A 23,645-nucleotide genomic window follows, 5' to 3' on the forward strand; every position below is an offset into this window, starting at 1 on the left:
CACACCTGTTCCCATGTCGAACACAGCAGTTAAGCTCTCCAGCGCCGATGGTAGTTGGACTGACGTCCCGCAAGAGTAGGACGCTGCCAGGCTAAGACATATTCAAATATATGGATGCGATGAGCCGCATTGAGACCTTTCGAGGTCTCTTTTTTTTGTTCTTTTTTATATAGTATAATAATGTTATAAAATCTATCGGAGGTATATATGTCTCTTATAAGTAAGTTAAAAGGACTGCATAATGATAATTCAATATCTATGCATGTACCCGGACATAAGAACAATACAATTGGAGAACTGTCTGATGTTATTAAAGCTGACTATGATCTGACTGAGATACCGGGACTGGATGATCTTCATGACCCTGTTGAAATACTAAGTGAATTGAATACTATGCTTGCACAGAAAGCACCGGGCTATCATGCACAGGCAATGGTAAACGGTACTACAAATGGCATCATCTGCAGCATACATGCGATAAAGGAACGGGTGAGTCATTTCTATATAGCAGGGGATGCTCATAAATCGGTGTATCACGGAGTATCACTCATTAATAGTGACTATACAGTTATCCGTCCGGAAGAATTGTATGAACTGGATCTTGATGACAGCTGTGTAATATTGACTTCTCCTTCATATACAGGTGAACTTATTAAAGATATTGAGAAGCATGTGGAATACATAAGGAAGAATAATGGATTAAGTATTATAGATGCGGCGCACGGTGCGCATTTATCGATTACAAATAACTTTGAAGCGTCATTATTAAAGTCTGGTGCAGATGTCGTTATAGAGTCTTATCATAAAATGCTGCCCGCACTGACTATGGCCTCTGTTTTATTTACGGGAGACAGTGCGCTTCATCAGCGTATAATGCATTACATCAACCAGTTCGAAACGTCCAGTCCGTCATATTTAGTACTGGCTTCGATTGAATATGCGCAGCAGTTTTATAACGAGTATGATGATAAAGAATTCTTTCAGAAACGGGGACAGCTGATTCATCATCTTAAAGCAGCTGGAATAGATACAAAAGAACAGGATGATCCTGCGAAGCTGATACTGAATTCTTCCGAAGGTCCATACAACCTCGAACAGAGCCTGCGTGATTCAGGTGTCTATTCAGAGATGGTCACTGATGAAGGTGTGCTGTGGTGCCTGCCGCTCTGGCATGAGGGGGACAGATATCCGTTTACAGCACTGCTTGAAAGAATTACAAAGTTAACTCCTGCTGCATTTAATGAAGGAACAGTTATGAATACAGATATACTTGAAGGGGAGATATGTGTCGAGAATATAGTGCCTTATCCACCCGGTGTACCGCTTGTTTTAAAAGGAAATGTGATTACGGCAGATGTTATTAAAAGGATAAAGCACTACCAGGTTAATCATGTTAAAATAGAGGGTATACAATATAACATCTACTATTATATGAATGAGGCAGAATTATGAGTTACTTCATCACTTTTGAAGGTCCGGAAGGATCAGGAAAGACTACGGTTATAGAACAAATCAGAGCATTATTGGCAGAAACGCATGAAGTCGTAAAAACACGTGAGCCCGGCGGTATACCAATCAGCGAAAAAATTCGCGAAGTACTGCTGACTAAAGACTACGATATGGATGGCAGAACCGAAGCACTGCTTTTTGCAGCATCGCGCCGCCAGCATCTTGTTGAACGTGTGGTACCGGCACTTGAGGCAGGTAAAATTGTATTATGCGACAGGTTTGTCGACAGTTCACTTGCTTACCAGGGCATTGCACGCGGCATCGGCTTTGATGATATAATGGCGATAAATAAATTTGCTATTGATAGTTATATGCCGGACTTAACAATTTACTTAAAACTCGATCCGGAAACAGGACTGCAGCGAATCCGGGATAATGCACGGGAAAATAATCGTCTGGATGATGAAACTATAGACTTTCATAAAAAAGTAGTCTTGGGTTATAATGAGTTATCGGAGTTATATCCCGACAGAATTAAAATTGTTGATGCAGACCAGTCAGTTGAGAACGTTGTTAGAGATACATTAAATATTATAAATACTTATATACAATCTAGAGGTGAAGAATAATGAAAATGGTAATAGCTATTGTCCAGGACCATGACAGCCAAAGATTAAATGATAAATTAACAAAGAATGACTTCCGAAATACGAAACTTGCTTCTACAGGCGGTTTCCTTCGTGCGGGTAACACTACGTTCCTGTGCGGGGTGGAAGATGCACGTGTAAATGAACTTCTTAAACTTATTGACGATACTTGCGGTAACCGCGAGCAGACTGTTGCACCGGTAACGCCAATGGGCGGGAATGCGGATTCTTATATTCCTTACCCGGTTGAAGTTGAAGTCGGCGGCGCTACTGTTTTTGTTTTACCGATCGAACAATTCGAAAGATTTTAAGATGAATAACAATATCGTACAGCAGCAATTATTAAAAATTATCGAGAACAATAAGCTGAGTCATACTTATATGTTCGAAGGCGATGCAATAGAAACACTGCGCAAGTACAGCAAGTTTTTTGCGCTGCATATTTTCGGCAGCAATACGCGAAATGATATGCTGATTGATTCAGGGAACCATCCGGATTTATATTATTTATCGACAGCTGAAAATACGATTAAGAAAGAAGAAATCGAGCAGCTGGTCCGCCAGATGAACCAGAAACCGATTGAGTCTGATTATAAAGTGTATATAATTGAGCAGTTTGAAAAACTGACTCCGCAGGCCGAAAACAGTATTTTGAAATTTTTAGAAGAACCGCCGGAAAGAACAATTGCGATTTTATTAACGATAAATAAAAGCGGCATCCTTCCGACTATACATTCGAGAAGCCAGCACATTCATATCCAGGGAGAGGACGGGGACCGCGAAGATTCGCTGCCTAATTTAAGCGAAGCTGAAACGAAAACCGTCAATGCTCTCGCACTAAATGCTCATCACGTTAACGAGATGGCTGAAAAATTCAGCGACATGCGCCAGGAAGCAATCAGCTTCGGAACGCGCTGGATACATAATCATCCGCTTGTATTAATCGATGCTAAAAGAATAATCGATATTTGTGATGACCGTAAGGATTACGAACTGATGCTGCAGCTCCTCGCCGGATTTATCCGCCAGGCGCTGCATAAAACTATCGGTCTCGATGATTTTCAACCGTTTGATGCGCCACTGCCGGAAGGCAATGATGTAAATGCAGTTAAACTGACACGTATGCTTGAAGAAATTCAAAAAGCGAATCAGCTGCTTTCATTTAACGTTAATCCAATGCTTGTTTTTGAAGGTATGGTCATAGGTGCGAAAGGTTGATGAATGAATATGCTTAAAATCATCAAGGTCACGCAACTTGATTATTACGATAATATTTATATCACTTGCAGTGATGATTCTATAGAACGCGGTGACTATGTTGTCGCGGAAACAAAGAGAGGTCTTGAACTGCTTAATGTAGTAAAAGGGACTTATGAAATACCGAAAGATAATATCGTTGAACCCGATGGTAAATTTGTTCGTCTGGCAACAGAAGATGATTTAATTAAATTTAAGGCGAATGAAGAAAAAGCTGAAACTGCAATGGATTTTTGTACAAATGCAATTAAAGATGAAAAACTTGATATGAACCTTGTGAATGCTAAATTCACGCTTGATATGAAGAAGCTCATTTTTAACTTTACAGCAGATGACAGAGTGGACTTCAGATCACTTGTCAGAATTCTGGCAACTCGCTTTAAAACACGTATCGAGCTGCGTCAGATTGGTGTCAGAGATGAAGCGAAGTACCTTGGCGGTATCGGTCCATGCGGCCGTGCGCACTGCTGTTCGACGTTCCTCGGAGACTTTGTGCCGGTAAGTATTCAAATGGCCAAAAACCAGGACTTATCGTTATCTCCAAGTAAAATATCAGGGGCCTGCGGCCGTCTGATGTGCTGCTTGAACTACGAAGACGAGTATTATGAAGATGCACGTACCAAACTGCCTGATGTCGGCACTAAAGTAAAAACACCGGCAGGCATCGGGAGAGTTATCGGTATTAACATACTGGATTTAGCTGTCAGAGTTAAAGGTTCAGATGATTATATTGAAGAGTACGGTGAAGAAGATATAGATAAGCTAGAGGTTGTGAAGTAATGGATCGTGAAAAACTGTTCCTGCATATTCAGCAGCTCGAACGCAATATCAAAATGATGGATGAAGAAGTGCAGACACTGAAAGAACTCACTGTAAAACTGGTTGAGGAAAACGTCAGCCTGGAACTTGAGAAAGAAAACTATGAGCAGCTTTTAAATGATAAAGAGACGGCAGATTCTCCATTTAAAGAAAACTCATTGAAAAGTTTATACGATGAAGGATTTCATGTATGCAGCATCCATTTTGGCACACACAGACACGGAGACGACTGCTTATTCTGCCAGGCATTTTTTAATGAAAGACAAAGTTAAAGCAGCGATCAGCTGCTTTTCTTTTTGGAGTGAACTCAATGTTAAAATCAAACGAACGCACAGATGACCTGTTCAGGGAAGATATGTGTATTATTCAAAGCAGCGAAACCTTTTCATTTTCTGTCGACGCACTGCTGCTCGGTAACTTTGTGAAGATTAATAAGCGCGATAACAGAATTATGGATTTATGCAGCGGCAACGGCATTATTCCGCTCCTTTTATCACACCGTGCAACGCAGCCGATCGATGCTGTTGAAATTCAGGAACTGCTGGTGGATATGGCAGAGCGCAGCATTCAGATGAATGACAAGTCAGATCAGATTACGATGTATAATCTCGACATTAAAGAACTTAAAACTTCTATGAAACATTCTTCGTATGACGTCATTACAGTAAATCCGCCGTATTTTACAAGCAACCAGCCGTTAAAAGATAAAGGACCGCAGAGCATTGCGCGCCACGAACTGCATATCGATTTAAAAGGCATCGTTGAGGCATGCCGTTATTTAATAACGAACAAAGGACGCCTCTACATGGTTCACCGTGCAGAGCGCAGCGCTGAAGTATTCACAGAAATGCATAACCAGGGCTTCAGAGTCAGACGCGCCCAGCATGTGTACAATGATGTGAACAGCAAAACCGCGATGTTTATCATTGTGGAAGCAATTTTTAATTCTAACGCGTATGCTGATATACTGCCGCCGTTTTATATTTATAATGCGGACAAGACATATTCCGATGAAATGCTTGAGGTGTATTACGGTGACAACAGAGGATAAAAGATACTATGTCTATATTGTTGAATGCAGTGATTTCAGTCTGTATACGGGCTACACGACCGATATTGATGCACGGGTTACGACGCACAATGCCGGTCTCGGTGCGAAGTATACACGGGGGAGACTGCCTGTAACGCTTCGCTATGTCGAAGTCTTCGATTCGAAAAGTACGGCACTGAGACGTGAGTATGCGATTAAACAGCTGACAAAACAGCAGAAGTTATCGTTAATAGGAGGATAATTATGTTATATATTACCGGGACACCGATAGGGAACTTGGATGATATGTCATACAGAGCGATTAAGACGCTTGAAGAAGCAGATGTGATTCTGTGTGAAGATACGCGTATTACCCGTAAATTAACGACACATTTTAATATTGATACGCCGCTTAAAAGCTATCATGATTTCAATAAAGAAGAAGCGACAGAGTCTATTATAGAAGATATAAGAAACGGCAAAACATATGCACTTGTAACTGATGCGGGTATGCCTGTAATATCGGACCCCGGTTTTGAACTCGTCAGCCGCATGCAGGATGAAAAACTGCCGTACGCTGTGATTCCGGCTGCATCAGCCTTTACGATGGCGCTTGTAGCAAGTGGTATTCCAAGCTACGAATTTACGTATTTCGGATTTCTGCCTAAAAGCTCATCGAAGCAGCGGGAGAAACTTTCTGAAATAATGCACCATAAATTCACGTCGGTACTTTACGAATCACCGCACAGAATGAAATCTCTGATGACAGAAGTCAGTAAGATAGACAGCGGCAGAATCGTCAGCGTATCTCGCGAGATTACGAAGAAATTTGAACAGCATGTCAGAGGTACAGCAGATGAAATTTTAGCACAGCTGGATAACGGTATTCCTTTAAAAGGAGAGTTTGTCGTCGTTATAGACAGTTATAAAGAAGAACAGTCGGAGTTCACAGGAACGCCGAAAGATCACGTTACAGAGCTCGTTGAAGAGGGTATGCGCCCGAAAGATGCGATTAAGCTCGTTGCGGAACTGCGCGGCTTGAAAAAACAGGAAGTGTATAATGAATTTCATAAATAAAAAGCCGTGAATGAAATATTCACGGCATGGTTTCTTTTAATTATTTATCGATTTTCTTTTTAATTTCTTTAATTAGCTGATCGGCGCCTTCTTTGCTGAGTACAATTTTACCGTCAGCAAGTGACATGTTGTCGTCGGATACATCGCCGGTTACTGCGCAAGTCATGCGCGGCTGGTATTTTTTCAGAATGATTTTATCGTCATCAGTGAAAATTTCCAGTGCATCTTTAACCTCGATATCGAGAACGCGACGAAGTTCAATTGGAATAACGACGCGTCCAAGTTCATCAACTTTACGCACAATTCCAGTAGATTTCATTAGTGATTCCTCCTACATAGTTAACCAAAATATAATGGGTTATGTCCAATTCGGAAATATGATCGTGCAGTAAAATAAAAGAAAATAAGCTTCGAATCTATTACCCGAAATTGGATATTCATGACTATAGCATAAAAATAATGGGAAAACTATTAAAAACTGTTCAGAATTGAAAAACATACATAAATTAGATATATTAGATAAGTATATTATAGGAGGATGTCCCATGACCAAACCAACATTTTATATCACTACGCCAATTTATTATCCGAGTGGAAAACTCCATATCGGTAATGCATATACGACAATTGCATGTGATGTAATGGCACGTTATAAACGCCTGAGAGGCTTTGACGTATATTACTTAACAGGTACTGACGAACACGGTCAGAAAATAGAGCAGAAAGCTGATGACATGGGGATTACACCTCAGGCTTACGTCGATGACATGGCGGAGAGCATGAAAGAATTATGGAAGATGCTCGATATTACTTACGATCAGTTTATCCGTACGACAAGCGAAAAACATAAAGCAGCTGTACAGTACATTTTCGAACGCCTGCTTGAACAGGGAGATATTTACCTTGGTGAATACGAAGGATGGTACTCGGTTCAGGATGAAGAATTCTTTACTGAAACTCAGCTTGATGAAGTTTACCGCGATGAAGACGGTAAAATGATTGGCGGAAGAGCGCCGAGCGGACACGATGTGGAACTTGTTAAAGAAGAGAGCTATTTCTTCAAAATGAGCAAATACGCTGACCGCCTTGTGAAGTATTACGAAGATAATCCGGATTTCATTCAGCCTGAAGCGCGCAAAAATGAAATGCTGAATAACTTCATTAAACCGGGACTTGAAGACCTCGCTGTATCAAGAACGACATTCAAATGGGGAGTGCCGGTTAAATCGGATCCTAAACACGTTGTCTACGTATGGATCGATGCACTGGCTAACTACATTACGGCACTCGGCTACTCGACAGATGAAGACGAGCTGTTTAAAAAATACTGGCCTGCAGATGTCCACATGATCGGTAAGGAAATCGTAAGATTCCACGCAATTTACTGGCCGATTATGCTGATGGCATTAGACCTGCCGCTGCCGAAAAAATTACTCGGACACGGCTGGCTGCTGATGAAAGACGGCAAGATGTCCAAGTCAAAAGGGAACGTTATTTACCCTGACCAGATTGTCGAACGCTATGGTCTCGACTCACTCCGTTATTATTTAATGCGTGAAGTGCCATTCGGTTCTGACGGCGTGTTTACACCTGAGTCGTTTATCGAACGTACGAACTTTGATTTGGCAAACGACCTTGGGAACCTGGTGAACCGTACAATTTCAATGATTAACAAATACTTCGACGGACATGTGCCTGCATATACAGGTACTCATACCGATTTCGATAAAAGTCTTGAAGCTGCTGTTAAAGACAGCGTTTCGGAATATGAAGCTGCTATGGAAAAAATGCAGTTCAGCCATGCGCTTAGAGCGGTATGGACAATTATCGGCCGTTCGAACAAGTATATCGACGAAACGGCACCATGGGTGCTGGCGAAAGATGAAGCAAACAAAGATGCACTTGGCAATGTAATGGTGCACCTGGCGGAAAACATCCGTATCGCGGCTGTATTATTAAGCCCGTACCTGCCGCACGGTCCGAAAGAAATCTTCAAACAGCTGAATATTACTGATGAAAACCAGCAGACGTATGAATCAGTATTGGAATACGGTATCGTTAAACCTGCCGGACAGCTGGTTAAACCGACACCAATCTATCCGAGACTGGATGTTGAAGAAGAAGTGACGCACATTAAAAACCAGATGCGTCCGCCTGCAGCTGAAAAAGAGGAAGAAGAAACTGAAGCGGCAGAAAAAATTACAATTGATGACTTTAACAAAGTAGAAATTAAAGTTGCAACTATCATTGCAGCAGAAGCTGTGAAGAAAGCCAAGAAACTGTTGAAAATCCAGGTGGATTTAGGCAATGAAGAACGCCAGATTGTTTCGGGAATTCACGAGCATTACGAGCCGGGAGACATTATCGGCAAAAAAGTACTTGTCGTAACAAACCTGCAGCCTGTAAATCTGCGCGGAGAGAAATCAGAAGGTATGATTTTAACTGCAGAAAAAGGCAGCCGTTTAACGTTAATTGATGTGCCTGACGGCATTGAAAACGGCAGCATTGTAAAATAAATCAAGGAGTGATTATGTGTTAATCGATACACACGTCCATCTGAATGCACACCAGTACAATGAAGACCTGGAGGAAGTGATTGCGCGTGCGCGTGAGAACGGACTTGAGAAAATGGTTGTTATCGGCTGCGACCGTCCGTCGATTGAACGCACGATGGAACTCATTGAAGAATATGATGATATATACGGCGTAATTGGATGGCATCCGGTCGATGCCATCGACTGCACTGATGAAGATCTTAAGTGGATAGAAGAACTGTCTGCTCATGAGAAAATTGTCGGTATCGGTGAAACAGGTCTCGACTATCATTGGGATAAGTCACCGAAAGATGTGCAGAAAGAACTTTTCAGAAAGCAGCTGGCACTGGCAAAACGTGTCGGTCTGCCAATCATTATCCACAACCGTGAATCGACTGAGGATTGTGTTGAAATTCTGAAAGAAGAAAATGCCGGAGAAATCGGCGGTATCATGCATGCGTTCAGCGCAGATGAAAAGACTGCAGATGAAATTATCGCTATGAACTTTTATGTCTCGCTTGGCGGACCGGTGACATTTAAAAATGCACAGCTGCCTAAAAAGATAGCCGTTCACGTACCGCTTGACCGTCTGCTCGTTGAAACGGATGCACCGTATTTAACGCCGCATCCGTTCCGCGGTAAACGCAACGAACCGGCACACGTAAAACTGGTTGCCGAGAAAATTGCGGAACTTCGCGGCATGAGCTACGAAGATCTTGCGGCGGCAACGACTGAGAACGCAAAAAGACTTTATAACATCTAAAATGAAAGTGTTTCACTTTGACTTTGGTTGAGGTGAGGCACTTTTTTTATGGTGCAGAAAGATAAGAAATATGAAAAATATGTTATGATACTAAACGAGGTATAAGAGGTGACATTGTATGGAAAAACCTGTGATTAAAGAAATTATTGTCGTTGAAGGCAGAGATGATACACGCAGATTAAAAGAAGCAGTTATCTGCGAAACGATTGAAACGAACGGTTCCGCAATTAATGAACGGACACTTGAAGAAATTGAAGTGGCATTAAATACTCGCGGTGCCATTATATTTACAGATCCGGACTTCCCGGGCCATAAAATCAGAAATACGATTATCGAACGATTCCCGAATATAAAAGAAGCATTTTTACCAAAACATAAAGCGCTGGGACATAACAGTGTCGGCGTGGAACATGCCCGTCTTCAGGATATCCGTTCCGCACTTGAAAACTGTCAGACGAGCCAGCAGGTCGAAGAAGAACAGATTACGATTCAGGATATGCAGTATTTACGCTTATCCGGCAATGCTGCTGCGAAAGAACGCCGTGAGTATTTAACGGAAAAGCTTAATATCGGCTATGCGAATGCAACGCAGCTGCGCAAAAAGCTGAACCGCTACAGCATCTCACCTGAAAAAGTTGCAGAAATATTAAATGAGCTGGAAGTGAATAAATGATGAAGCATATCTCCACTGTAGGACGAACTAAAGAAATCCTCGAAAAACATCACTTTAAATTTAAGAAAAGTCTCGGACAGAACTTTTTAATCGACTCAAATGTCATTAAAGAAGTGATCCATAAAGCGGATATTAATGAAAATACAGGCGTTATAGAAGTCGGTCCGGGGATCGGTTCATTAACAGAGCACCTTGCAATTAATGCAAAAAAAGTGCTGGCTTTTGAAATAGACCAGCGTCTGATTCCAGTACTTGGTGATACGTTAAGCGCGTACGATAATGTAACAGTAATCAATGAGGATATACTGGAAGCGGATGTACCGGCGCGTATTGAAGAGTATTTAAGCGACTGTGATGATATCGTCGTTGTGGCAAACTTGCCGTATTACATTACAACACCGATACTGATGAACTTCCTGACTGGTCATCTGCCGATTTCACGCTACTATGTGATGATGCAGAAAGAAGTCGGCGAGCGTATCAGTGCATCACCGAACTCAAAAGCGTACGGTTCACTGTCGATTGCAATCGATTATTATACAGAAGCGAAAACTGTACAGAATGTACCGAGAACAGTATTTATGCCGCCGCCGAACGTCGATTCGATTATCGTTGAACTGAAGACGCGTCCGGAAAGAAAAGTTGAAGTGGACGATGAAGATACGTTTTTCAAATTAACGAGAGGTGCGTTCCTGCATCGTCGCAAAACAATACTGAACAACTATCAGACATTGTTTCTGGATGGTAAAAAGAAAAAAGATGAAATCAGAGCGCTGTTTGAAGAAGCCGGAATTGAACCTGTCCGCCGCGGTGAGAGTTTATCGCTTGAGGACTATAAGGCAATTTACGACGCCTTCAAGAAAAGTGACTTGGAATTCGCCTAGGAAAACTGGTATAATGGCAATTTTTTGACAGAATTATGTAAACTTGTTACAATGGTCTTAGTGAGGTGGGGTATAATGCCAAAAACATTAATCGACATCAAAAAGATTCTTGATTGTCAGTTAGGAAATCCATGTGTACTTCGTGCTAACGGAGGCCGCAAGAAGTTGATTGAAAGAAAAGGTATTTTAAGAGAGACTTATCCATCGATTTTCGTAGTTGAACTAGATCAAGACGAGCATAATTTTGAGCGTGTATCTTATACATACACAGACGTACTAACATCAAATGTAGAGGTTACTTTCTATAACGACGATTTTACAGAAGAATTTTTAATTCAATAACATATTAAAAACCATCCTTTCGGATGGTTTTTTTGTTTTGTGAGCGGATATTGAGCATACCGCAATCATTATATATATTATTAAAATTATATAATAGATGGAGTGTGACTTATGAATATAAACAACCCTCATATCATGCCGGAAATAGATAAATCAAAGGGGCTTGAATTCGGCCTGTATACTCTCGGAGATCATTTGCCGAATCCGCATACGGGAGAGAGAATCCCGGCAAGCCAGCGTATTAAAGAAATTATTGAAACTGCCCAATATGCAGAACAGGCGGGCATCGACACATTCCAGGTCGGTGAATCCCACCAGGATTATTTTACATCACAGGCGCATATGGTCATCTTATCTGCCATCGCACAGTCGACTGGCAGAATAAAAATCGCGTCCGGCTCAACAATCATCAGTACATCGGATCCGGTTCGTGTGTTTGAAGATGCTTCGACAATCGATCTGATATCGGGCGGGCGTATGGAAGTTATTGCAGGCCGTGCATCACGAGTCGGATTATATGATCTGCTCGGATATAATTTAAATGATTATGAAGCACTGTTTGAAGAGAAGTTTGAACTCTTCTTAAAGATTAACGAAAATGAATATGTTGACTGGCAGGGAGAGTTCCGTGCGCCGTTAAATAATGCACATGTGATTCCACGTCCGGAAAATGAACACAATGGACTGCCGGTATGGCGTGCTGTCGGGGGTTCAATGGCTTCAGCGCATAAAGCAGGACTGACAGGTGTACCGATGTATCAGGCGCACTTAGGCGGGCCGGCTGATGCTTTTAAGAGCCGTATTGACCTGTACAGACAGACGGCGGAAGAAGCGGGCTACGATGCTTTCAGGCTGCCTGTAGCAACTGCGGGGTTCTTCTTTACACATGAAGATACGCTCGAAGCTTACAAAAAGTATTATCCTCATATTAATGAGGGAATGAAGAAATCAAACGGTCAGGGATTCCCTAAACAGGGCTTTGCCCAGGGACAGGATTACCGCAGTGTAATTAACGTCGGAGACCCGGAACTTATAATAGAGAAGATACTTTATCAGCATGAGTTATTTAATCATGACCGTTATATTGCACAGCTCGATTTTGGTGGCGTGACAATGGAAGATATTAAACGTAACATAGATATTATTGGAGAAAAGATACTGCCTGCAGTTAAAAAATATACAAAATCACAGGGGGAACAGTAATGAAAGCAGTAATCATCAGCGGGTCGGTCGTCGGAAGCAAGACACGTAAAGCGACGACGGCACTTAGAGGAAAAATTGAATCATTAAATGTTCATGAAATTGAATATATAGACTTAAAAGAATATGATATGCCGTTCAGCGACGGGCGAAACTATTTGGACTACGGCGGTGCAACGACTGAAGCGCTGACTAAAATAATGGAAGCGGATGTTGTATTTATCGGTACACCGATTTTCCAGGCTTCAATTCCAGGTCCGTTAAAAAACTTATTTGATCTGCTTCCACCGGATGCATTTCGTAATAAAACTGTCGGTATGATTATTACTGCCGGTTCACTCAGACATTACCTGGTGCCGGAACAGCAGCTGAAACCGATTCTGTCTTACATGAAAGCAAATATTGTACCGGGATATGTGTATATTCTGGATCAGGACTTCGGTATGGAAGGTATCGAGAATGATGATATTCTGCTCAGACTGGATGCGCTCATTGATAATACATTTAACAATGCAGAAGCTCAGCAGGCAGTACTTGAAAAATTTAATGACTCGTTTGGATTCTAAAGTGAAAAAGCGTTCAGGATAATCTCCTGAACGCTTTTTACTTATAATTTATCGGATTGTTTTAAGTCCGTTAGCCCAGTTAACTGTAGTAGTGATTACAGCTTCAATTGTTGGGTTATGAAGCTCTGCAGGCGCAAATTTAGTCATTTCTTCAAAGTCAGTGAACAGGCTGAAAGCACCGAAAGGTCCTACAGTAGCCATGTTAAAGTTTGAAAGAATCTGACGCAGTGAAAGTGTTGCAGCAACACCTAAAGTTGAACCGTATCCAACGATACCTGCTGATTTGTTACCGAACTCAGGTCCGATGTAATCAAGAAGGTTTTTAAGTGCCGGTGAAACAGCTTTATTGTATTCTGGAGTAACAAAGATATAACCGTCAAGTGAATCAATTTTAGCTGACCAGTTATTGATTACGTCAGAACCGTACTGTTTGTTAGCCATTAACGGTGGTAAAGCTTCTTTGAATAATGGTGCTTCGTAATCTTTAATATCTACGATTTCGAACTCTGCACCTGTATCTAATTTCTCAGCAAAGTCTTTAAGCCACTCTGCAACCTGCAAGTTAACACGTGATTCACGTGTACTACCTGTAACAATACCAATTTTAGTCATTATATAATTCCTCCGAAGTATGTGAAAAATATTAAGTTACATTTTGTAACTAGTTATAATATACAGTATTTCGAAATGGAAATAAAGACTTTAGTTCATTTATATTCATAAATTGTCATGATTACGTTTACATGGTAAATTTAAAAGTGATTTTAAACAATAGGAGCAATGATTATGGAGATAGAGGTTAAAAATTTAACAGGCCTCCGGTCTGATGAAAAGATTAAAATGACAGCCGGAGAGGTTCTCGCGGTTCAGATTCCATACGAGCGTCTCGAAGTTTTTGCAGAGACACTTCAGAACGCAGGTGTCCACGTCTTTTCAGGCAGTTTATTATATTATAAACGGATGAATTTAAAAGTCCATATTGAATACTTAAGAAAATGGTATAACAGTCCGTTGAAAACCGATGATCTGGTCCGTCAGTTTAACATTACTGATGTTTCCACCAGGTTGTCGAAACTGAGCCGTGCTGAAATTCAAAAGCTGACTTATATTCACGCATTGCTCAGCAATAATAAGCATATTGTTTTTATCGATCCTTTTATCAATACAGTGAATGATAATATTCATCTGTTCCATAAAATGAAAGAACAGCTGGTTAATCAGGGGAAGTCGCTTTTTGTCGCGGCATCGAGACTGGAGGATGCATTTATCGTACAGCCTGATGTCATGAAGCTGACTGAACAGGGTCTGCAGGTCGTTGAAACCGCAGATAATACTGAAGAAGACAGCATCTCAAATGTGAGTAAGATTAAAGTGAAAGCAAACGATAAAACAATTTTCGTTACTATAGAAGATATTGAGTATCTTGAAAGTCAGGACGGCAAAACTTATATTAATCTCGGTTCGGAGAAGTTTGTAATGGAATCGACACTGCAGGGTGCGGAAGAACAGCTGGAAGCACACGGTTTTTACCGCTGTCACCGTTCTTATATTGTTAATCTCCATAAAGTAAAAGAGATTATTACATGGTCTAAAAATACTTATTCTGTGATTATCAGCAATCCTGAAAAGGCGAAGATTCCGCTGTCACGTGCGAAGTTTAATGAAATACAGGAGAAGCTTGTAAAACTATAAAATAAAAAGGTGACTTTATGAACATATATAAAATACAGGCGACGATTTACAGAGATATAAGGGAGTTCTTTACAAATTATGCAGTGCTGACATTGCTTCTAATGCCGCCGGCAATGGCTGCCTTATATGGAACGACTGCACAAAGTGCCGGAGAAAAGATGCCGGATGTTATGATATTTGTCGTTCTCGGTACGACGCTGTCTGCAATTACTACGAATATTCCATTGATGCTGTATGCCGAAGAAAATGAACACGGGCTGTTAAAGCTCGTCACACATACCCGACAGGATCTCTTGAACGGTTTGCTCGGCAGAAGTGTACTGACGCTGATTATTACAGGAGCAGTAGTTATTATTTCTATTTTTATAATGCAGGGGATGCACATATTCAGTTTTCAGCTGATGACAGGATTTATTCTTGCAGCAATTATATTTTTAAATCTGGGGTTATGGACCGGACTGTATGCGAAACTGCAGTCGACATCAACAGTGTACGGAGTAATCGTCCTGTTCTTCCTCGGTATGACCCCGATTATTGAAACATTAAATCTCGGAGAGAGCAGTATTATTTCAGGTCTCGCCGGCCTGACTCCTGTGTATCAATTGATGGCGATATATAATAACGCCGGAATAATGCCATACGTTATTTTAGCCGTATGGCTTGCTCTGACAACGTTTCTTGTCTGGATGGTAGTATCGAAACGTACTGAAACACTGTAGTACAGTTCATGGGATATAAGTACACCTGATAAAAACCAGGGTACACAAGACACTTAATTTATACAGTTCAATATTTATTACCTACAACTCACCGTGATTATATCGCGGTGTTTTTGTTTTGCCCGTAAACTTTAGTTAAGATAACCGAAACAAAATAACTGGAGGTTTTAAATATGAGTATCATTCAGGTAAACAATCTTGAGAAAACATTCGGCAGCGAACGCGCACTTGCCGGTATTACATTTAATGTAGAACGCGGTCAGATTTTCGGACTGCTTGGACCGAGCGGTTCAGGAAAGACAACGACAATTAAAGTTATGACAGGTGAACTTAAACCTTCGGACGGCGACGTTAACGTGAACAATTTCAACTATAAACAGTTCAGAAAAAATGACTACGTCAGCAGCCTGGGGATTTTATCGGATAAAAGTTCTCTATATGAAAGACTGACAGTCAAAGATAATCTGGAGCTGTTCAGAAAGTTATACAATGCACCCAAAGGTTCAGTAGAAAGAGTATTAAAAGATGTCGGGCTGGAAAGTGAAATTGATAAACCGGTATCGAAGTTATCCAAAGGAATGAAACAGCGCATTCTATTATGTAAAGCGGTGATTCACAGACCGGCAATTTTATTCCTGGATGAACCGACATCGGCGCTCGATCCGACGACGACAGAAAAAATCCACGACATGCTGGAAGAACTGCGTGATGAAGGGACGACGATTTTACTGACAACACACAACATGGATGAAGCAACACGACTGTGTGACAATGTCGCATTCCTTTATCAGGGTGTGATTCAGGACTCAGGTGCACCGGCAGAGTTAAGGCACAGATACAAACGAAATGAAGTGCACATTACTTATACAGACGGCACTGTTAAAACAGTAGACAGAACGGAAGAGAACAGATCACTGCTCGACAATGTGCTGTTCAATGAAGAAGCAGTTGACGTAAGAACCGATTTCCCGACACTCGGAGAAGTGTTTAAAAAAGTAACTGGTAAGGAGCTGGTTTAAATGAATATGACAAGAGCGATGGCGATATTTGAAAAAGATCTGAAAGAATTTATGAAAAATATGATGTTGTTTACTTCGGTACTGATTCCGATACTGATGGCAGTATTTTTCTCGAGAGTAGGTATTGGTGCAGGAGCAGAAGGAGAAATGCCCCCGGAAATACTCGGGATTCTTGCAGGTGTAGTATTCTCGGCAGTGCTGTTCAGCGGAATTATGACGATGATTGCTGAAGAAAATGAAAAAGATACGTTAAGAGGACTGCTGCAGTCGCCGGCGACAATTATCGATATTATTCTTGGCAAGAGCATGGTAGTAATATTGATGACAGTAATTTCACTCGTGGCTTCAATAGTGATTATCAGCCCTGAAAACTATTGGACTCTTGAAAATATTATCAGCCTTGTGCTTGCAGGGATGTTTTTCCTGAACATGGGAATCGGACTTGGACTTGTTGTGAAATCAGTAGCAACGACATCGGTGTACATTATTCCAATTATGTTCATCTTCGGTTTTACACCGTATATTGAAATGCTGATTACGGATCCGGACAGCATAGGGATTAAAATTGCGGAATACTTCCCGATTTATCAGCATATGTTCGTACTCGAGGGCAATGCCGGAGCAGTGGAGTTCATCGTTCTTGCTGCATGGGTTGCTGTGAGTTTCCTGCTGGTACTGTGGGCATTTAATAAACGTAAGAATGATGAGTAGAATGATATAAAGTGCCGGATTCCTAATGGAATCCGGTTTTTTTGTTGCTTGGAAGTCGTGGTTTTTGGAACGACGACGTTTAAAGTTGCTTGGAAGTCGTGGTTTTTGGAACGACGACGTTTAAAGCCGTTTGGAAGTCGTGGTTTTCGCAACGACGACGATTAAAGCCGTTTGGAAGTCGTGGTTTTCACAACGACGACGTTTAAAGCCGTCAGGATGTTGTGGTCTCCTCAAATGACGGTGCCGCGCAATCCCAAAACAGCCCCAAACTCGCTCCCCGTGCCAATCTTTAAAAATATCAGCAATATTCATCTTTGTTCTATGCTAAAATAACACATATATATTTCGAAAAAAAACTGGCAAAGGACTATGAACTATGCATTATGAAATCGCACCAGCAAAAATTAATTTAACATTGGATACGCTGTATAAACGCGATGATGGTTATCACGAAGTCAGCATGGTTATGACGACTGTCGATCTGAACGATAATTTATCGTTTGAGAAGCGTAAGGACAGAAAAATCATCATTGAGTCCGATCATCAGTTCGTGCCGACAGACCGACGCAACCTGGCTTACCAGGCTGCGCAGTTAATGATGCGCCGTTACAAGATAAAAACCGGCGTAACGATTAACATCGACAAGCATATTCCGATTGCTGCGGGTCTTGCCGGAGGTTCTGCTGATGCTGCCGCGACGTTCAGGGGGATGAACGTGCTGTATAATCTCGGTGCAGGACTTGATGAGCTGGCGGAATTGTCATCGGAGCTCGGTTCCGATATTCCATTTTGTGTATACGGGGGAACAGCACTTGCGACAGGACGTGGAGAGATTATCGAGCGTCTGCCGCGACCGCCGCATGCATGGGTCGTGCTCGCAAAACCGTCTATCAGCGTATCGACGAAGACTATTTACGGCGCACTGAAACCGGGTAAAAACAAACCGGTTTCAAACGTTATGAAAGATGCAATTGTAAGTGAAGATTACGACAGGATTATCAATACTTTAAAGAATGATCTTGAAGAAGTGACTGTAAGAAAATATCCGCAGGTGAGAAAACTGCTCAGTAATATGAAGGAATCGGGTTCTGACGGTGCACTGATGAGCGGAAGCGGACCGACGGTATTCGGGATTGTCAGGAAGGAACGCCAGTCTGTTCATTTGTACAATGCGATGAAAGGCTGCTGTGCTGAAGTTTATCGAATAAGATTACTTGGATAAGTATTAAAATCCGAACTTATATGGTAAAATTGGTACCTATAATACGGTTTAGGAGTTAGACTATGAAATATAAACGCAGTGAAAGGCTCGTCTATATGACGCAGCATTTAATTACAAATCCCAATAAATTGATACCATTAACGACTTATGTAGATAAATTCAGCCAGGCGAAGTCTTCAATCAGTGAAGATATCCGCATTATTAAAGATGTTTTTAATGCCGAAGGACTTGGCATACTTCAAACAACAGCAGGCGCAAACGGCGGCGCAATGTTCATTCCTAAAATCAGCGTGGAGCGTGCAGAAATGATTATCTCTGAATTCAAGGAAGATCTTGAATCGAGTGAACGTCTGCTTCCGGGGGGCTACTTATACATGTCCGACATTATGGGCAACCCGAAGATGATGAACGACATCGGCGATTTAATCGCAACGATGTACGGCGGCCTGGAAATTGATTCAGTCGTGACAATTGCAACCAAGGGTATTTCCCTTGCAAACGCAGTTGCACGCAAACTGAACGTGCCGGTTGCTGTTATCCGTAAAGATAACAAGGTTACAGAAGGTTCTACGGTATCGATTAATTACGTATCGGGCTCGACGCGAAAGATCGAAACGATGGTACTGTCAAAACGCACACTTAAAGAAGGTTCACGTGTGCTGGTAGTCGACGACTTCCTGCGCGCAGGCGGTTCGATTACCGGTGTAACGAATCTTATGGAAGAGTTCAACGCAACAGTTGTCGGCGTCAGCGTACTCGTTGAAGCGAAAGAAGTTGCGAACCGCAGATTTAACGATTACACGTCATTGCTTAAAGTATCCGAGATTGATGAATTTAACGAATCATTTGTAGTTGAAGAAGGAAACTGTTTAGATTACATTACAGGCAAGTAGATTTTATTCAAATTACGGAGGATGATTAAGATGCAGCCAATTAATTCTGACAAAGCACCAGCAGCAGTAGGACCATACAGCCATGGAGTAAGAACGGGAAATTTATTTTATTCTTCCGGGCAGGTGCCGTTAACACTTGAAGGTAAAATTGTTTCAGATGATGTTGCAGAGCAGGCAGCACAGGTTCTCGACAACATCGGCGGTGTGCTTGAAGCGGCCGGACTGGACTACAGTAATATTGTTAAAACAACTATTTTCATTGCTGATATGAATGACTTTGCAGTGATCAACGAAGTTTACGCGAAGTATTTTACGGGTAAACTACCTGCAAGATCATGTGTAGAAGTTAGTCGTCTCCCATTAGATGCAAAAGTGGAGATTGAGGTTGTTGCATCTTTCGAATAACTGTTGATTTTAGTAAGGTTCTAAGCTAGATGGGTTTTACACAGAAGATCTAAAACACAAATCTATGGAGGAACAGACACATGAAAATAACAGACGTAAGACTTAGAAAAGTCAATAATCAGGATACAAGAATGAAAGCTCTGGTTTCTGTAACATTTGATGAGTCATTTGTTATTCACGATTTACGTGTAATAGACGGTAATAATGGACTGTTCGTAGCAATGCCGAGTAAACGTACTCCGGACGGAGAGTTCAGAGATATTGCCCATCCGATTAATTCCGAAATGCGTCAGCATGTACAGGTAGAAGTTATGCGTGTTTATGAAGAAACTGCGGATGCGGAAGGAACTGCTGAACAGGCAAGTGAGCCGACTGTGGAATCTGACCCGGCTGAAGACGAAGAAACTGCAGAAAATATTGACGAAGAAGACGCTGCAGACTCAAATGCTGCTAAAGAAGAAAGCGTAAAAAATGAAGATTCATCGGAAGTGTCGGAAGATACTGCGGAAGAAAATAAATAAAGCTTCACAATTCAGGCCGGGCCGGTATGGTCCGGCCTGAGTTTCGTCTTGAAAGATAACATATACTGAAATATAATTAATGTATCGTATTATAGTGGGGGTTAATTATGCAAACGAGAGCGATTATTGTTGCTGCAGGTGTCGGCAAGAGAATGAATTCAAAGAAACCGAAAGTATTGCACGAAGTCTGTGGAATCCCGATGATCACGAGAGTAATTAACGCTGTGAAAGCTGCGGGAATCAGCGAACTGCATGTCGTGACAGGTTCAGGACATGACGAAGTAACAGAGATTCTGCCGGCAGATGTTAACGTTGCAGTCCAGGAAAAACAGGAAGGTACAGCACATGCTGTCAGCCAGACGTCGGAGGAATTAAGCGAAGCGGACGGCAACACACTGATTATCTTCGGTGATACACCGCTTATTTCACCGGAAACGATTAAAAATCTTGTGGCAGATCACGAGCACTCGGGACTGAAAGCAACAGTATTATCAGCATATGCAGATAATCCGAAAAATTTCGGCCGTGTTATCCGCAAGGAGAACGGTACGGTTAAAGCGATTCTGGAACAAACTGAAGTTACACATGAACAGGAAGAAATTAAAGAAGTCAGCGCAGGTGCTGCTGTCTTTAATAACCGGGAATTATTTAAAGTGCTCAAAAAGATTACAAATGATAATCCGGAACAGGAATATTATCTTTCTGATGCTGTCGGACTGTTAAGCAGTAAAGGTTCCCGTGTCGGAGCATTTGTGACGCCGGATAATGATGAAATTATAAACGTCGACAACCGGATTTTACTGGCGCGTGCATCAGAACTTCTGAGACAGCGCATTAATGAGCAGCATTTAGAACAAGGTGTGACAATTATCGATCCTTCGAACACATACATCGATGAAAGTGTTAGAATTGGTATGGATACTATTATTTATCCTAACACTGTTATTAAAGGCGATACGGTAATCGGTGAAAATGCGATTATTTCGGCCAATTGTGAAATCAGCAACAGTGTAATCGGTGATAATGCAGAGATTAAACATTCCGTTGTTACCGATGCAGAAGTCGGCAGCAGCACGACAGTCGGTCCATACGCGCAGCTGCGTCCGGGAGCGAAACTCGGAGAAGCTGTGAAGATTGGAAACTTTGTTGAAGTTAAGAAGTCGGAGTTAAAAGACGGCGCGAAAGTATCACACCTGAGCTACATCGGCGATGCAGAAATCGGTGAGAGAGCGAATATCGGGTGCGGTGCGATTACGGTTAACTACGACGGCGTCAACAAGTTTAAAACGACAGTCGGCGCGGATGCGTTCATCGGCTGCAATACGAATCTCGTTGCCCCGGTAACGGTAGGCAGCCGTTCTATTACGGCAGCAGGTTCAACGATTACAGATGATGTTCCTGATGATAGTTTGGCGATTGCACGAAATAAGCAGACGACAAAAGAAGGCTATTACAAAAAATAATACTTGGAGGATCAAAATGTTAGCTTCTAGTAATCAAAACAGAAATTCTAAGATGAAATTATTTACGTTGACAGGTAACGAACCCTTAGCACGTGAAATCGCGGAACATATCGGTATTCCGCTTGGTAAATGTACAGTAAACCGTTTCTCGGACGAAGAAGTTCAGGTCAATGTCGAGGAAAGTGTACGCGGCTGTGACGTATTCGTTATTCAGCCTACAAGCCAGCCGGTAAACGAAAACCTTATGGAATTACTAATCATGATTGATGCACTGAAACGTGCATCGGCTAACACGATTAATATTGTTATGCCGTATTACGGCTATGCACGTCAGGACCGTAAGAGTCGTGCACGTGAACCAATTACAGCGAAGCTCGTTGCAAACATTATTGAAACTGCAGGTGCAAACCGTGTGATTTCACTTGATCTTCACGCACCTCAAATTCAGGGATTCTTCGATATTCCAATCGATCACCTGATGGGAGTGCCAATTTTAAGCGACTACTTCTTAGAGCATGAAGGTATTGACCTTGAAGAAGTAGTCATCGTTTCACCTGACCACGGCGGAGTAACGCGCGCACGCCGCATGGCAGACCGTTTGAAAGCTCCAATCGCAATCATCGATAAACGCCGTCCGCGTCCGAACGTATCTGAAGTAATGAATATCGTCGGTGAAATCGACGGCAGAACAGCAATTATTATCGATGATATTATTGATACAGGCGGCACGATTAAAACTGCAGCACAGGCTCTGGTAGACAAAGGTGCCAAAGATGTTTACGCATGCTGTACGCACCCTGTACTTTCAGGACCTGCAATCGAACGTATTCAGGACTCTGTAATTAAAGAGCTTGTAGTAACAAACTCTATCCAGCTGCCGGAAGAGAAGAAAATTGACAAAATTACAGAATTATCTGTTGGCGAACTGCTTGCACAGGCGATCGTGAGAGTTCACGAGCAGGAGTCGGTGAGTATTTTATTCGACCAAACGTGATAATTTAACAGTTTTTTTACAAACTGCTGTAATTTGTGGTATTATAATGCGTGGCTATGTGTTAGGATAGGCGTTATTATAATAGACTTGTATTAGATGAAAGGTGGAAATAATTATGGCTAAATTAGCCTCAAACTCAAGAGCTGGGAAATCAAAACAGTCAGAACTTAAAGAATTACGTCAAACTGGTAAAGTTCCAGCGGTCGTATATGGTTTTGAAACAGAAAATACATCATTATCGGTAGACGAGAACGAATTCATCAGAGTAATTCGTGAAGTTGGACGTAACGGTGTTATCGACTTAGAAATCGCAGAAGGCGTTACTCAGGTAATGGTCAGCGATTACCAGTTCGACGCACTTAAAAACCAAATTACTCACATCGACTTCATTGCAATCAACATGCAGACTGAAGTTACGGTTGAAGTACAAATCGAATTAACTGGCGAAGCTCCAGGACAAAAAGAAGGCGGCATTCTTGAACAGCCACTATTCGAAGTGTCTGTAACTGCTAAACCAGCTGACATTCCGGAAACTATCGAAGTAGATATTTCTGAACTTAACATCGGAGATGCAATTCACGTTGAAGACATCCGTTCTAAAGGTAACTTTGTTATCGAAAACGAAGATGCTGATGCATTAGTAATCGTAAGTGCGCCAACTGAAGAGCCTGAAGAAGATGAAAACGCTGAAGAACAAAGCGTTGAAGTTGAAGCAACAGCTCAGAAAAATGACGCTGCTGACAACGAGTAATATTAATTTAAAAT

Annotated in this window: 28 protein-coding genes, 1 rRNA gene and 1 pseudogene; 28 read left to right on the plus strand and 2 right to left on the minus strand. The window is 41.7% G+C overall.

Going from position 1 to position 23,645, the window contains the following annotated elements:
* The 10 genes from rrf to rsmI all read left to right on the plus strand — a co-directional run.
* A 5S ribosomal RNA gene (gene rrf / locus HNR41_RS08740) occupies positions 1-92 on the plus strand; the annotation flags it as partial.
* A gap of 115 nt (positions 93-207) precedes the next feature.
* Positions 208-1,452: an aminotransferase class I/II-fold pyridoxal phosphate-dependent enzyme gene (locus HNR41_RS08745; RefSeq protein ID WP_184283800.1), complete on the plus strand. Its 1,245-nt coding sequence runs from the start codon at positions 208-210 to the stop codon at positions 1,450-1,452.
* Positions 1,449-2,078: a dTMP kinase gene (tmk, locus tag HNR41_RS08750; protein ID WP_184283802.1), complete on the plus strand. Its 630-nt coding sequence runs from the start codon at positions 1,449-1,451 to the stop codon at positions 2,076-2,078. Before HNR41_RS08745 ends, tmk begins: the two co-directional genes overlap by 4 nt.
* A complete protein-coding gene (gene darA, locus HNR41_RS08755; protein ID WP_184283804.1) occupies positions 2,078-2,407 on the plus strand; it encodes a cyclic di-AMP receptor DarA in 330 nt (109 codons plus the stop codon). Before tmk ends, darA begins: the two co-directional genes overlap by 1 nt.
* Position 2,408: 1 nt before the next feature.
* Entirely contained in the window at positions 2,409-3,314 is a 906-nt protein-coding gene (locus HNR41_RS08760) for a DNA polymerase III delta subunit-related protein (protein ID WP_184283806.1), read from the plus strand.
* A 9-nt stretch (positions 3,315-3,323) separates the two neighbouring features.
* A complete protein-coding gene (locus HNR41_RS08765) occupies positions 3,324-4,133 on the plus strand; it encodes a PSP1 domain-containing protein (RefSeq protein ID WP_184284302.1) in 810 nt (269 codons plus the stop codon).
* Entirely contained in the window at positions 4,133-4,444 is a 312-nt protein-coding gene (locus HNR41_RS08770) for an initiation-control protein YabA (RefSeq protein ID WP_026860078.1), read from the plus strand. The genes HNR41_RS08765 and HNR41_RS08770 overlap by 1 nt, the downstream gene beginning before the upstream one ends.
* Before the next feature lie 38 nt (positions 4,445-4,482).
* On the plus strand, positions 4,483-5,223 hold the full coding sequence (locus tag HNR41_RS08775) for a tRNA1(Val) (adenine(37)-N6)-methyltransferase (protein WP_184283808.1): 741 nt from the start codon (positions 4,483-4,485) through the stop codon (positions 5,221-5,223).
* The gene (locus tag HNR41_RS08780) at positions 5,207-5,464 is read left to right on the plus strand and encodes a GIY-YIG nuclease family protein (protein WP_229714993.1); all 258 of its coding nucleotides are present in this window, start codon (positions 5,207-5,209) and stop codon (positions 5,462-5,464) included. Before HNR41_RS08775 ends, HNR41_RS08780 begins: the two co-directional genes overlap by 17 nt.
* A 2-nt stretch (positions 5,465-5,466) precedes the next feature.
* Positions 5,467-6,279 carry a 16S rRNA (cytidine(1402)-2'-O)-methyltransferase gene (gene rsmI, locus HNR41_RS08785; protein ID WP_221432912.1) on the plus strand — a complete coding sequence of 271 codons (813 nt, stop codon included), beginning with the start codon at positions 5,467-5,469 and terminating at the stop codon, positions 6,277-6,279.
* A gap of 40 nt (positions 6,280-6,319) precedes the next feature.
* On the opposite strand, the gene abrB is transcribed toward rsmI, so the two are convergent.
* A complete protein-coding gene (gene abrB, locus HNR41_RS08790) occupies positions 6,320-6,598 on the minus strand; it encodes a transition state genes transcriptional regulator AbrB (protein ID WP_184283812.1) in 279 nt (92 codons plus the stop codon).
* Between the two features lie 226 nt (positions 6,599-6,824).
* On the opposite strand from abrB, the gene metG reads away from it, so the two are divergent.
* The 7 genes from metG to HNR41_RS08825 all read left to right on the plus strand — a co-directional run bounded on the left by metG (position 6,825) and on the right by HNR41_RS08825 (position 13,241).
* A complete protein-coding gene (gene metG / locus HNR41_RS08795; protein WP_184283814.1) occupies positions 6,825-8,795 on the plus strand; it encodes a methionine--tRNA ligase in 1,971 nt (656 codons plus the stop codon).
* 16 nt (positions 8,796-8,811) lie between these two features.
* Positions 8,812-9,576 (plus strand): TatD family hydrolase, encoded by a 765-nt coding sequence (locus tag HNR41_RS08800; RefSeq protein WP_184283816.1) that lies wholly within the window; start codon positions 8,812-8,814, stop codon positions 9,574-9,576.
* A 118-nt stretch (positions 9,577-9,694) separates the two neighbouring features.
* A complete protein-coding gene (gene rnmV, locus HNR41_RS08805; protein WP_184283818.1) occupies positions 9,695-10,249 on the plus strand; it encodes a ribonuclease M5 in 555 nt (184 codons plus the stop codon).
* Entirely contained in the window at positions 10,249-11,133 is an 885-nt protein-coding gene (gene rsmA / locus HNR41_RS08810; protein WP_184284306.1) for a 16S rRNA (adenine(1518)-N(6)/adenine(1519)-N(6))-dimethyltransferase RsmA, read from the plus strand. Before rnmV ends, rsmA begins: the two co-directional genes overlap by 1 nt.
* A gap of 75 nt (positions 11,134-11,208) precedes the next feature.
* Entirely contained in the window at positions 11,209-11,475 is a 267-nt protein-coding gene (locus HNR41_RS08815) for a Veg family protein (protein ID WP_026860087.1), read from the plus strand.
* 111 nt (positions 11,476-11,586) lie between these two features.
* Positions 11,587-12,678 carry an LLM class flavin-dependent oxidoreductase gene (locus tag HNR41_RS08820; RefSeq protein ID WP_376698673.1) on the plus strand — a complete coding sequence of 364 codons (1,092 nt, stop codon included), beginning with the start codon at positions 11,587-11,589 and terminating at the stop codon, positions 12,676-12,678.
* Complete coding sequence (locus HNR41_RS08825; protein WP_184283820.1) at positions 12,678-13,241, plus strand: NADPH-dependent FMN reductase; 564 nt, start codon at positions 12,678-12,680, stop codon at positions 13,239-13,241. Before HNR41_RS08820 ends, HNR41_RS08825 begins: the two co-directional genes overlap by 1 nt.
* Positions 13,242-13,289: 48 nt before the next feature.
* Here HNR41_RS08825 and HNR41_RS08830 read toward each other — a convergent pair whose 3' ends face one another.
* Positions 13,290-13,853, minus strand: coding sequence for an NADPH-dependent FMN reductase (locus HNR41_RS08830; RefSeq protein WP_184283822.1), 564 nt, complete (start codon positions 13,851-13,853; stop codon positions 13,290-13,292).
* A gap of 174 nt (positions 13,854-14,027) precedes the next feature.
* Here HNR41_RS08830 and HNR41_RS08835 point away from each other — a divergent pair, with 174 nt between their 5' ends.
* The 11 genes and pseudogenes from HNR41_RS08835 (at position 14,028) to HNR41_RS08885 (ending at position 23,631) form a co-directional block, all read left to right on the plus strand.
* Positions 14,028-14,933, plus strand: coding sequence for a LytTR family DNA-binding domain-containing protein (locus HNR41_RS08835; protein ID WP_184283824.1), 906 nt, complete (start codon positions 14,028-14,030; stop codon positions 14,931-14,933).
* A gap of 17 nt (positions 14,934-14,950) precedes the next feature.
* On the plus strand, positions 14,951-15,652 hold the full coding sequence (locus tag HNR41_RS08840) for a hypothetical protein (protein WP_184283826.1): 702 nt from the start codon (positions 14,951-14,953) through the stop codon (positions 15,650-15,652).
* A 173-nt stretch (positions 15,653-15,825) separates the two neighbouring features.
* Entirely contained in the window at positions 15,826-16,671 is an 846-nt protein-coding gene (locus tag HNR41_RS08845) for an ABC transporter ATP-binding protein (RefSeq protein WP_184283828.1), read from the plus strand.
* Positions 16,672-17,382, plus strand: a complete 711-nt coding sequence (locus HNR41_RS08850; RefSeq protein WP_184283830.1) for an ABC transporter permease — start codon at positions 16,672-16,674, stop codon at positions 17,380-17,382.
* A gap of 376 nt (positions 17,383-17,758) precedes the next feature.
* On the plus strand, positions 17,759-18,604 hold the full coding sequence (ispE, locus tag HNR41_RS08855; RefSeq protein ID WP_184283832.1) for a 4-(cytidine 5'-diphospho)-2-C-methyl-D-erythritol kinase: 846 nt from the start codon (positions 17,759-17,761) through the stop codon (positions 18,602-18,604).
* A gap of 62 nt (positions 18,605-18,666) precedes the next feature.
* Positions 18,667-19,497 (plus strand): pur operon repressor, encoded by an 831-nt coding sequence (purR, locus tag HNR41_RS08860; protein WP_184283834.1) that lies wholly within the window; start codon positions 18,667-18,669, stop codon positions 19,495-19,497.
* A 30-nt stretch (positions 19,498-19,527) separates the two neighbouring features.
* Complete coding sequence (locus tag HNR41_RS08865) at positions 19,528-19,902, plus strand: RidA family protein (protein ID WP_184283836.1); 375 nt, start codon at positions 19,528-19,530, stop codon at positions 19,900-19,902.
* Between the two features lie 80 nt (positions 19,903-19,982).
* A pseudogene (gene spoVG / locus HNR41_RS08870) lies at positions 19,983-20,315 on the plus strand (septation regulator SpoVG); the annotation flags it as partial.
* A gap of 215 nt (positions 20,316-20,530) precedes the next feature.
* Positions 20,531-21,886 (plus strand): bifunctional UDP-N-acetylglucosamine diphosphorylase/glucosamine-1-phosphate N-acetyltransferase GlmU, encoded by a 1,356-nt coding sequence (glmU, locus tag HNR41_RS08875; protein WP_184283840.1) that lies wholly within the window; start codon positions 20,531-20,533, stop codon positions 21,884-21,886.
* Between the two features lie 16 nt (positions 21,887-21,902).
* The gene (locus HNR41_RS08880) at positions 21,903-22,880 is read left to right on the plus strand and encodes a ribose-phosphate diphosphokinase (RefSeq protein WP_184283842.1); all 978 of its coding nucleotides are present in this window, start codon (positions 21,903-21,905) and stop codon (positions 22,878-22,880) included.
* Between the two features lie 115 nt (positions 22,881-22,995).
* The gene (locus HNR41_RS08885) at positions 22,996-23,631 is read left to right on the plus strand and encodes a 50S ribosomal protein L25/general stress protein Ctc (protein WP_184283844.1); all 636 of its coding nucleotides are present in this window, start codon (positions 22,996-22,998) and stop codon (positions 23,629-23,631) included.
* The last annotated feature ends 14 nt before the right edge of the window (positions 23,632-23,645 follow it).

Source organism: Jeotgalicoccus coquinae, from assembly GCF_014207425.1.
GTDB classification, from domain to species: domain Bacteria; phylum Bacillota; class Bacilli; order Staphylococcales; family Salinicoccaceae; genus Jeotgalicoccus; species Jeotgalicoccus coquinae.

Excerpts from the sequence above, each read along its gene's own strand:
- abrB (WP_184283812.1), bottom strand. The coding sequence starts at position 6,598 with ATGAAATCTACTGGAATTGTGCGTAAAGTTGATGAACTTGGACGCGTC.
- tmk (WP_184283802.1), top strand. The coding sequence starts at position 1,449 with ATGAGTTACTTCATCACTTTTGAAGGTCCGGAAGGATCAGGAAAGACT.
- glmU (WP_184283840.1), top strand. The coding sequence starts at position 20,531 with ATGCAAACGAGAGCGATTATTGTTGCTGCAGGTGTCGGCAAGAGAATG.
- metG (WP_184283814.1), top strand. The coding sequence starts at position 6,825 with ATGACCAAACCAACATTTTATATCACTACGCCAATTTATTATCCGAGT.
- HNR41_RS08775 (WP_184283808.1), top strand. The coding sequence starts at position 4,483 with ATGTTAAAATCAAACGAACGCACAGATGACCTGTTCAGGGAAGATATG.
- HNR41_RS08865 (WP_184283836.1), top strand. The coding sequence starts at position 19,528 with ATGCAGCCAATTAATTCTGACAAAGCACCAGCAGCAGTAGGACCATAC.
- HNR41_RS08815 (WP_026860087.1), top strand. The coding sequence starts at position 11,209 with ATGCCAAAAACATTAATCGACATCAAAAAGATTCTTGATTGTCAGTTA.
- HNR41_RS08765 (WP_184284302.1), top strand. The coding sequence starts at position 3,324 with ATGCTTAAAATCATCAAGGTCACGCAACTTGATTATTACGATAATATT.
- HNR41_RS08840 (WP_184283826.1), top strand. The coding sequence starts at position 14,951 with ATGAACATATATAAAATACAGGCGACGATTTACAGAGATATAAGGGAG.
- HNR41_RS08880 (WP_184283842.1), top strand. The coding sequence starts at position 21,903 with ATGTTAGCTTCTAGTAATCAAAACAGAAATTCTAAGATGAAATTATTT.
- HNR41_RS08885 (WP_184283844.1), top strand. The coding sequence starts at position 22,996 with ATGGCTAAATTAGCCTCAAACTCAAGAGCTGGGAAATCAAAACAGTCA.
- HNR41_RS08745 (WP_184283800.1), top strand. The coding sequence starts at position 208 with ATGTCTCTTATAAGTAAGTTAAAAGGACTGCATAATGATAATTCAATA.
- HNR41_RS08830 (WP_184283822.1), bottom strand. The coding sequence starts at position 13,853 with ATGACTAAAATTGGTATTGTTACAGGTAGTACACGTGAATCACGTGTT.
- HNR41_RS08820 (WP_376698673.1), top strand. The coding sequence starts at position 11,587 with ATGAATATAAACAACCCTCATATCATGCCGGAAATAGATAAATCAAAG.
- darA (WP_184283804.1), top strand. The coding sequence starts at position 2,078 with ATGAAAATGGTAATAGCTATTGTCCAGGACCATGACAGCCAAAGATTA.
- rsmA (WP_184284306.1), top strand. The coding sequence starts at position 10,249 with ATGAAGCATATCTCCACTGTAGGACGAACTAAAGAAATCCTCGAAAAA.
- purR (WP_184283834.1), top strand. The coding sequence starts at position 18,667 with ATGAAATATAAACGCAGTGAAAGGCTCGTCTATATGACGCAGCATTTA.
- HNR41_RS08770 (WP_026860078.1), top strand. The coding sequence starts at position 4,133 with ATGGATCGTGAAAAACTGTTCCTGCATATTCAGCAGCTCGAACGCAAT.
- HNR41_RS08850 (WP_184283830.1), top strand. The coding sequence starts at position 16,672 with ATGAATATGACAAGAGCGATGGCGATATTTGAAAAAGATCTGAAAGAA.
- HNR41_RS08760 (WP_184283806.1), top strand. The coding sequence starts at position 2,409 with ATGAATAACAATATCGTACAGCAGCAATTATTAAAAATTATCGAGAAC.
- rnmV (WP_184283818.1), top strand. The coding sequence starts at position 9,695 with ATGGAAAAACCTGTGATTAAAGAAATTATTGTCGTTGAAGGCAGAGAT.
- HNR41_RS08835 (WP_184283824.1), top strand. The coding sequence starts at position 14,028 with ATGGAGATAGAGGTTAAAAATTTAACAGGCCTCCGGTCTGATGAAAAG.
- ispE (WP_184283832.1), top strand. The coding sequence starts at position 17,759 with ATGCATTATGAAATCGCACCAGCAAAAATTAATTTAACATTGGATACG.
- rsmI (WP_221432912.1), top strand. The coding sequence starts at position 5,467 with ATGTTATATATTACCGGGACACCGATAGGGAACTTGGATGATATGTCA.
- HNR41_RS08845 (WP_184283828.1), top strand. The coding sequence starts at position 15,826 with ATGAGTATCATTCAGGTAAACAATCTTGAGAAAACATTCGGCAGCGAA.
- HNR41_RS08825 (WP_184283820.1), top strand. The coding sequence starts at position 12,678 with ATGAAAGCAGTAATCATCAGCGGGTCGGTCGTCGGAAGCAAGACACGT.